Source organism: Burkholderia sp. Ac-20384 (assembly GCF_017104605.1).
Classification (GTDB): Bacteria; Pseudomonadota; Gammaproteobacteria; order Burkholderiales; family Burkholderiaceae; genus Burkholderia; species Burkholderia lata.
In genome coordinates, this window is the sequence record NZ_JAAGPE010000374.1 from 1 (window position 1) to 7,900 (window position 7,900).

A 7,900-nucleotide genomic window follows, 5' to 3' on the forward strand; every position below is an offset into this window, starting at 1 on the left:
ACGCGTACGGTCACTTCGAAACTGCTTCCGGTGGATATACCCTGGCGCCATGCGGCTTCCAGCACACCGATATCTTCGGCATGGATGATATCGCGCCAGACGTCCTTGCCGCTGGTGATCTCCACACGAGCGCGACCAGCGCCGCGACGACCAGCAGGATCACGGCGACCCGCACGCTGATCGCCGCGGCCAGCGCGGCCGACGCCCCGAACAGGATGCCCGGCGCGACGTGCACGGGCGCCCAGATGAGCGCCGAGATGACGTTGACCGGATAGAACGACCGGCGCGGCAGCGTCGCGCAGCCGACGACGACCGGCACGACCGCGCGTACCGGCGCAAGAAAACGCGCGAGCACGATGCTCTTCATCCCGTGACGCAGCACGAACTCCTCGCCGCGCGCGTAGGCGGCCGCATAGCCGAAGCGCGCCCACGCATTGCGGATCACGCCGCGGTAGTGCCGTCCGAGTTCGTAGCTGATCCCGTCGCCGATCACGGCGCCGACCGCCGCGACACCGATGGTCGTCCAGCCGTCGAGCGCGCCCGCGCCGATCAGCGCACCGGCCGCGAACATCACGGCGCCGGCCGGCACGACCGTGCCGATCAGCGCGATCGCCTCGGCGCAGGCCGTCACGAACACGATCGCGAGCACGAGCAGCGGATGTGCGCCGATCGTGCCGATCCACGCGTGGATCGTGTCGCTCATCGCACGCTCCAAGGCGGGGTGCCCCGGTATGCGGACACCGGGCCGGCGATGGCAGGGGGAACGTTCATCGGGAGGTGCGCGCGGTCGCGCCGGCGTGACGGGTCAATCGAACTCGTGCTGCCGCGCGTCGGCCTCGAGCGGCGCGTCGTGGTAGCCGACCGTCGCGATCTCCTGCAGATAGCGCGCGAGAAACGCGCCGATCGAGCCGGCGGCCTCGTACTGATGCACGTGGCGGAATTCATGGGTCAACAGGCGGCGCGTGTCCTGCCCGCGCAGCACGTACACCGCATGGCCGAGCGTGAGCCCGATGGTTCCCGGCGCCAGGAGCCCCGTGTCGCGGGCGATCGCGGCGAGCGACGGCACCTCGGGGAACGGCATGCGGTCGACGATCACCACGCGGATCCGCTCCGGCTGCGCGACGCCCACCGTGCGCGCGTCGTCGGCTTGCGCCGGTGTCAGCGGCGCCCCCTGCGCGATCCCGCGCGCCGCCTCGGCTTCGGCCCATGCGACGGCGGCGGGCAATGCGGACGGCAGGATATCGGCAAGATCGATCATCACGGGGCTCCTCGGGTCGTTGTAGTGGCATCGGGCACCAGTTTAGTCCCGAATCGGGACGGCTCGCGGGGTGGCTCGCGACACGCGGCGCCTGCCTGTTCCCGCCATCACACTCATCAGGGAAAACCCCGATCCTCACCCGCTCCACCACATACCTTTTCCCCGCGATTATTTCGTTTCAGTACACATTCCGCGATCATCTATCTCGAAAATTTCCCGGATGTGTACCGTTTTCGGATTCGGCGGAATATATTGATCAGAAGAACGGCCGCGGCAACCATCGGACAGCAGTGCGCGGCGTCATCCCGAAGAGGATCGCTAGATGATCAGGGTAATTCTGGCTGACGATCACGCAGTCATGCGGGACGGACTGCGCTACATCCTGGAAACGGCCGGCGGTTTCGAAATCGTCGGCGAGGCGAGCGACGGCTCGGCCACGCTTGCGCTGGTCGAGCGCGGCGCCGCCGACGTGCTGCTGCTCGACCTGTCGATGCCCGCGCCGACCGGCATCGAGCTGATCCGGCTGGTGAAGCGCCAGGCGCCGTCGCTGCGCACGCTCGTGCTGACGATGCATGCGGAGGCGCAGTACGCGGCGCGCGCGTTCAAGGCCGGCGCAACAGGCTACCTGACGAAGGACAGCGCGACCGCCGAGCTCGTCGAGGCAGTCGGCAAGGTGGCCGCGGGCGGCGTCTACGTGAGCCCGTCGGCGGCAGAAAGCCTCGCGCTCACGCTGCGCACGCCGGCCGCGACGCTGCCGCACGAACGGCTGTCCGCGCGCGAGCTCGACGTGATGCGCCGCATCGTCGCGGGCCAGACCGTCACGCAGATCGCGGCCGAACTTGCGCTCAGCGCGAAGACGGTCAGCACGTACAAGACACGGATTCTCGAGAAGATGGAACTGCCGCACGAAGCCGCGCTGGTTCGCTACGCGGTGCGCCACGACCTCGACCCCGGCGGCGACGCATGACGGCCGCGTTCCGCTTCCCGCCCCCGGACGACGACAACCCGGACGCATCGCGCCTGTTCATGTCGTCGCTGCCGCCGGGCCGGCGAGAACGGCGGCTCGCGCTCGCGACCGTGCTCATCTCCGCCGTGATCTTCGCCGCGCTTGCGCCCTTCGCCGGCAGGCCGCTGGCGCCGGGCGGGGCGTTCATCCCCGTGTACCAGTCGGCGATCGTCGTCAACGACATGGTGACGGCCGGCCTGCTGCTCGGCCAGTACGCGATCCTGCGCCAGAGGCCGCTGCTCGTGCTCGCGGGCGGCTACCTGTTCACGGGTTTCATGGCCGGCACCCACATGCTGACCTTTCCCGGGCTGTTCACGCCGACCGGCCTGCTCGGCGCCCGCGACCAGACCACCGCCTGGCTGTACCTGTTCTGGCACGGCGGCTTTCCGCTGGCGGTCGCCGCGTACGCGCTGCTGCGCGCGACGTCGCGTACACCGGGCCCGATCCCGGCCCCGCAGCGCCGCGCGGCGATTCCGGTGATGCTGTGCATCGCGGCCGCGGTCGGCGCGACGGTCGCGCTCGCGCTGCTCGCGACGGCCGGCCACGACCTGCTGCCGCGCATCATGAACGGCAACCGGATGGCCGCGACGATGACGAACGCGATCACGATCGTCTGGGGGCTGAACCTGGTCGCGCTGATGCTGATGTGGCAGCGGCGGCGACGCCATTCCGTGCTCGACCTGTGGGTGATGACGGTGCTCGTCGCGTGGCTGTTCGACATCGCGCTGTCGTCGATGCTCAATCACGGGCGCTACGATCTCGGCTTCTACGCGGGGCGCGCGTACGGCCTCGTCGCCTCCGGCGTCGTGCTGTTCGCCATGCTGTTCGAGAACGGCCGGCTGCATGCGCAGACGGTGCGCGCGCTGGCCGGCGCACGCTACCAGCATCTGCTCGTCGTGCAGAAGAGCGCGCAGTTGAACGACGCGAACGAACGGCTCGAACAGCGCGTCGCCGCGCGCACCGCGCAACTGAGCGCGTCGAACCGCGACCTGCGACGCGAAGTCGAGGACCGCGTGCGCGCCGAACGGGCGCTACAGGCGTCGCGCGAGGAACTGCGCGAGATCGCCGCGATCAGCGCGAGCGCACGCGAGGCCGAGCAGCGCCGCATCGCACGCGAGCTGCACGACGAACTCGCGCAGACGCTCGCGACGCTGAAGAACGATCTCGAATGGCTGATCGACCGCGTACCGCAGGACGATGCGCTGCTGGCGCGCAAGATCGCGGCGATGCACGCGCTGGCGCGCGGTGCGGTGGCGGCGACACGCCGCATCGCATCGGACCTGCGCCCGCTGATGCTCGACGATCTCGGCTTCGCCGCGGCCATGCAATGGCTCGTGGAGGATTTCCGGCACCGTCACGGCATCGCATGCGCGCTGCATGTCGACCCGCCGGAGCTGCAACTCGACGAGCCTTACGCGACGGCGGTGTTCCGCATCGCGCAGGAAGCGCTCGCGAACGTCGCGCGGCACGCGGCCGCGTCGCATGCGACCGTCGAACTCGTGCATGCGAACCATGCAATCGAACTGACGATTCGTGATGACGGCGCGGGATTCGATCCCGGCGTGCCACGCAAGTCGGGATCGTTCGGGCTGGTGGGGTTACGCGAGCGTGCGTATCTCGTCGGCGGTACGCTGCGGATCGCGACGACGCTCGGCGAAGGGACGACGGTCGAGGTGGAGATTCCGCTGTCGCCTGCGCAGGTGACGGTCGCGCATGGCGGGGTTGGGGGGACGCGCGGGTAGGTTCCCGGCGAAGGCGGTGGTGCAGGTGGGGCCGCGACGATGCCCCGCCGCTGGCCGTTCAGTGGTAGTCGTCCTCGCGTTGATGGCGGACGGCGAGGATCGTGACCTGCTCCGCACTTTCGATCTCAAACAGCAGAACATAGCCTGACGTACCGAAGGACACGATCAGTTCGCGCAGAAACGGATTGCCCTCATCGATTTTGCGACACGTGAACGGAAACAGCCTAAGCATGGCGACGCCCCGCTCGATCGCCTCCAGCGCCCTCGCCGCGGCGTCCACATCGCGTTCGAGCAGGTAACGATACAACCGCACCAGGTCTTCACGTGCCGCGCGCGTATAGCGGACCGAATAGCTCAATCAGCCGCCTTCGCTGCGCGTGCGGCGTTCAGCATGCTCTCAAGCTCGCTCTGCACATCCGCGGCATCGACATATTCGCCGGTACGCCGTGCCTCGTCGCGAGACGCCAGACCACGTGCGACAAACTCGTGCTGCAGGCGTCGACGCGCAATGCCATCACGCAACGCTGACTCCATGAACGCGGACAGCGTCTCGTTTTCCGCCAGAACAGACTCCGCCTCTTCGCGCAATTTCGGATCGACCCGCAGTGCGGGCATCGTGGCCGTTTTCATTGCATGCCCTCCATGCATTACATATGTAATGCATGGTACCACGCCAACATCTTTGCGAACAGTCGGCCGTTCGGATGATCGGCTGACGAAGTCGTGTTCAATCCATCCTCAAATCCCCGCACACCGCTCGCGATGACGGAGCAGCCGTGACGCTACAATCCCTCGCCATCACCGTCCCGCGTCCTTGCGCGCTGATGCGCCAGCCGATCGCATTCCTCTTCTCCGCGATGAAATCCATCCTGAGCTATCCACTCTTCTTTCTCGCCGCCCTGGCCGGCTGGCTGGCCGTATCGCTGCTGTGCTGGCCCGTCCTGCTCGCACTTCAGGCCCTGACGACGGCCGTGTTCATCCCGCATCCGGCCGGCAGCTACATCGGGCTCGGGTTCGTGTCGACCGCGCGGTTCCTGGATTTTCCGACGAGCTTCGTCGGCGCCTACTCGGTGCCGTTCATGAACGTACCGCTCGGGTTCATCGCGATCGCGTGGTGGTTCGGCACGGTGCTCATCGTGCAGCCCACCTACGCGCGCTACCGCGTCATGGTGCGCGGCCGCCCGTCGGCACGGGCCGTCCTGTGGCGCGGCGCCCGCTCGTGGCTGATCTTCACGACGGTGCTCCTCGTCATTGCGACACCCTTCCTGCGGCGCTACGAGATCGTCACGCCGGATCACCTCTACGTACGGCACCTGTTCGACTGGCACGAGCGCGCGTATCCGCTCGCGTCGCTGAAGGAGATCCACGTGGCCGATCCCGACACCCACCGCATCATCACGTGGGACTTCATCTTCGACGGCGACGAGCACTTCACGACGACCGCCCCCGACATCCACGCGCTCAGGTACCTGCTGTCGAACACGCACGCAACGGCCAACTTCTCGTTCGTCGGAAACCAGTTGATGAAGCGGTAACACCGCGCGCCGTCACGCCCGCGCCGCCACCATCCCCCGCTCCGACCGCGTCCACGCGACCAGCGCGCCGATCCCGAGCAGCGCGAGACACACGATCGGCACGATCATCGGGCCGAACGCGGTGCCCGTCACCTTGCCGGCAAACGGCATCAGGTTCTGGCTGAAGAAGCCGCCGAGGTTGCCGATCGAGTTGATCGCCGCGACGCTCGCCGCCGCCCGCGCGCCGGTGAAGTAGCGCGGCGGCATCGACCAGAAGCACGGATACAGCAACGGAATGCACGCACCGCCGAGCACCAGTGCGATGAAGCGCAGCGGCGTCGATGGCAGCACGAGGCTCAGCAGGAAGCCGAGTGCGCCAAGTGCAGCAACGATCGCGATCGTGCGCAGGATGCTCTTCGCGCGGCGCAGCTTCCCCGGCAGCCAAAGCAACAGCAACACCGCAAGCGCCCACGGCAGCATGCTCAGGAAGCCGTTCGTCGTGCTCGACACGCCGAACGACTTTACGAGCGTCGGCAGCCAGTACGTCACGCCGTACAGCGACGTCGACATCAGCATGTAGGTGGCCGCGAACAGCATCACGCGCGGATCGAGCAGCGCCTTCCACGGCTGGCCGTGCTCGGCCTGCGCGGGCTTCTCGCGTTCGAGCGCAGCCTCGACGATCTGCTTCTCGCGGTCATCAAGGAAACGTGCATCGCGCACCGATGCGGGCAGCACGCGGAACACGACGATCGCGACGATCACCGCCGGGATACCCGTCGCCACGAACACCCACTGCCAGCCCGCGAGCCCCCACACGCCGTTCAGGCTCAACAGCACACCGCCGACCAGCGAGCCGAGCATGTTCGCGAGCGCGCTGCCGAGCGTGAAGATGCCGAGCACCTTCGCGCGATAGCTCTGCGGAAACCACAGCGTCAGGTAATAGATCACGCCCGGATAGAAGCCGGCCTCGGCGATGCCGAGCACGAAGCGCAGCGCGCAGAACGCGGGCATCGATGTCGTGAAGCCCATCAGCACGGTGATGAGCCCCCACGTCAGCATGATCCGCGCGAGCCACACGCGCGCGCCGTAGCGATGCAGCGCGAGCGTGCTCGGCACCTCGAACAGCAGGTAGCCGATGAAGAACAGCGACGAAGCGAGCCCGAACGCCGCTTCCGTCATCCCGAGGCTGTGCACCATCTGCAGCTTCGCGAAGCCGACGTTCTGCCGGTCGATGAACGCGATCAGGAACATCACGACGAGGATGGGCAGCAGGCGCCGCGCCATCTTCGACATGATGCGCTGTTCTTCGGCGGACGCGGGGTCCAGGGTTTCGGTGGCGTTCACTTCAGGCTCCTTGCGTGAATCGGTTGCATAGCGGTTGCTTGGCAGTTGCATTTCGGTTGAGTCGGCGCCGCGCGCGACGAATGCACGAGCGCGAGGTGTGTCGATGAAAGGGAGCGGCCGTATCAGCCCGACCGGTAGGCGTCGAGCATCGGCGCGAACATCTCGTGCCACGCACGCGGCTTCGCCTTGATCGTGCCGGCCAGGTACAGGAATTCGACGTAGTCCATCAGTTGGTTCGGCAGCACCGAGAAGCGCGTGTCGGGTGCGGCGAGCATCTGCATCACGTCGTCGTGCGACATGCCGACGCCCGACGACGCCGCAAAGAGCGCCGCCGCCGCGCGCGGGTCCTGCGCGATCAGGCGGTTCGCTTCGTCGAGTGCGCCGAGAAACGCGACGGCCAGCGCGGGCTCCGTATCGACGAGTCGCTTCGGCGCGAATACGACGTCGTGCGTCATCGGGCCAAGCACGTCGACCGAATTCACGACGCGGTGGATGCCCGGCTGCCGCAGCTCGAGCGTCGAGAACGGCGGCGACGTGAAATGCGCGGTGACACCGTTCTCGCGGCGAATCAGCGCCTGCATCGCCTGCGGATGCGGCAGGCTCACGGTGATCGAATCGAGCTGCGCGAAATGCGCGGGGCCGAGCTGCTTGCTCGCGACCATCTGCAGCACCACCGCCGACAGCGACGTGCGGATACCCGGCACCGCGATCCGGTCGGACGGCGTGAAGTCGCGCAGCGACACGAGGCCCGGCCGGTTCGTGTTCAGCGACAGCGACGTGGTCGACAGCCCGCTGATGCCGATCACCTCGACGTTCGGAATGCCGCGCGCCCGCGCCCACAGCTCGATGAAACCCGGCGCGCCGGCGCCCGCGAAGTCGAGCGTGCCGGCCATCATCGCGTCGTTGACGGAATTGCCGCCATCGAGCAGCACCCAGTCGACCGCGACGTCACGCACGCCGTGGCGCGCCGCGTGCCGCTCGAACAGCCGCTGCTTCTCCATCACGAGCAGCGGCAGGTACAGCACGCCATAGCCCT

At 67.6% G+C, this 7,900-nt stretch carries 8 protein-coding genes and 1 pseudogene; 3 read left to right on the top strand and 6 right to left on the bottom strand.

Annotated elements, in window-relative coordinates; all coding sequences use genetic code 11:
- Positions 1–121: 121 nt before the first annotated feature.
- Together G3O00_RS37435 and G3O00_RS37440 are read right to left on the bottom strand one after the other, a co-directional pair.
- Positions 122–703, bottom strand: a pseudogene (locus G3O00_RS37435) (VTT domain-containing protein); the annotation flags it as partial.
- Between the two features lie 102 nt (positions 704–805).
- The gene (locus G3O00_RS37440; protein WP_011356112.1) at positions 806–1,258 is read right to left on the bottom strand and encodes a hypothetical protein; all 453 of its coding nucleotides are present in this window, start codon (positions 1,256–1,258) and stop codon (positions 806–808) included.
- 322 nt (positions 1,259–1,580) lie between these two features.
- Here G3O00_RS37440 and G3O00_RS37445 point away from each other — a divergent pair, with 322 nt between their 5' ends.
- Positions 1,581–2,225 carry a response regulator transcription factor gene (locus G3O00_RS37445; RefSeq protein ID WP_174934394.1) on the top strand — a complete coding sequence of 215 codons (645 nt, stop codon included), beginning with the start codon at positions 1,581–1,583 and terminating at the stop codon, positions 2,223–2,225.
- Entirely contained in the window at positions 2,222–4,006 is a 1,785-nt protein-coding gene (locus tag G3O00_RS37450) for a sensor histidine kinase (protein WP_206146026.1), read from the top strand. The genes G3O00_RS37445 and G3O00_RS37450 overlap by 4 nt, the downstream gene beginning before the upstream one ends.
- Before the next feature lie 58 nt (positions 4,007–4,064).
- On the opposite strand, the gene G3O00_RS37455 is transcribed toward G3O00_RS37450, so the two are convergent.
- Both G3O00_RS37455 and G3O00_RS37460 read right to left on the bottom strand, forming a co-directional pair.
- Positions 4,065–4,364, bottom strand: a complete 300-nt coding sequence (locus G3O00_RS37455; protein WP_206146027.1) for a type II toxin-antitoxin system RelE/ParE family toxin — start codon at positions 4,362–4,364, stop codon at positions 4,065–4,067.
- The gene (locus G3O00_RS37460) at positions 4,361–4,636 is read right to left on the bottom strand and encodes a YlcI/YnfO family protein (RefSeq protein WP_175045737.1); all 276 of its coding nucleotides are present in this window, start codon (positions 4,634–4,636) and stop codon (positions 4,361–4,363) included. The genes G3O00_RS37455 and G3O00_RS37460 overlap by 4 nt, the downstream gene beginning before the upstream one ends.
- Before the next feature lie 146 nt (positions 4,637–4,782).
- Here G3O00_RS37460 and G3O00_RS37465 point away from each other — a divergent pair, with 146 nt between their 5' ends.
- Positions 4,783–5,541: a hypothetical protein gene (locus tag G3O00_RS37465; RefSeq protein ID WP_206146028.1), complete on the top strand. Its 759-nt coding sequence runs from the start codon at positions 4,783–4,785 to the stop codon at positions 5,539–5,541.
- A gap of 12 nt (positions 5,542–5,553) precedes the next feature.
- Here G3O00_RS37465 and G3O00_RS37470 read toward each other — a convergent pair whose 3' ends face one another.
- Together G3O00_RS37470 and G3O00_RS37475 are read right to left on the bottom strand one after the other, a co-directional pair.
- Positions 5,554–6,864: an MFS transporter gene (locus G3O00_RS37470; RefSeq protein WP_174934389.1), complete on the bottom strand. Its 1,311-nt coding sequence runs from the start codon at positions 6,862–6,864 to the stop codon at positions 5,554–5,556.
- A gap of 122 nt (positions 6,865–6,986) precedes the next feature.
- Positions 6,987–7,900 (bottom strand): ABC transporter substrate-binding protein (locus G3O00_RS37475; protein WP_206146029.1); only part of this gene is annotated, 914 nt, incomplete at its 5' end.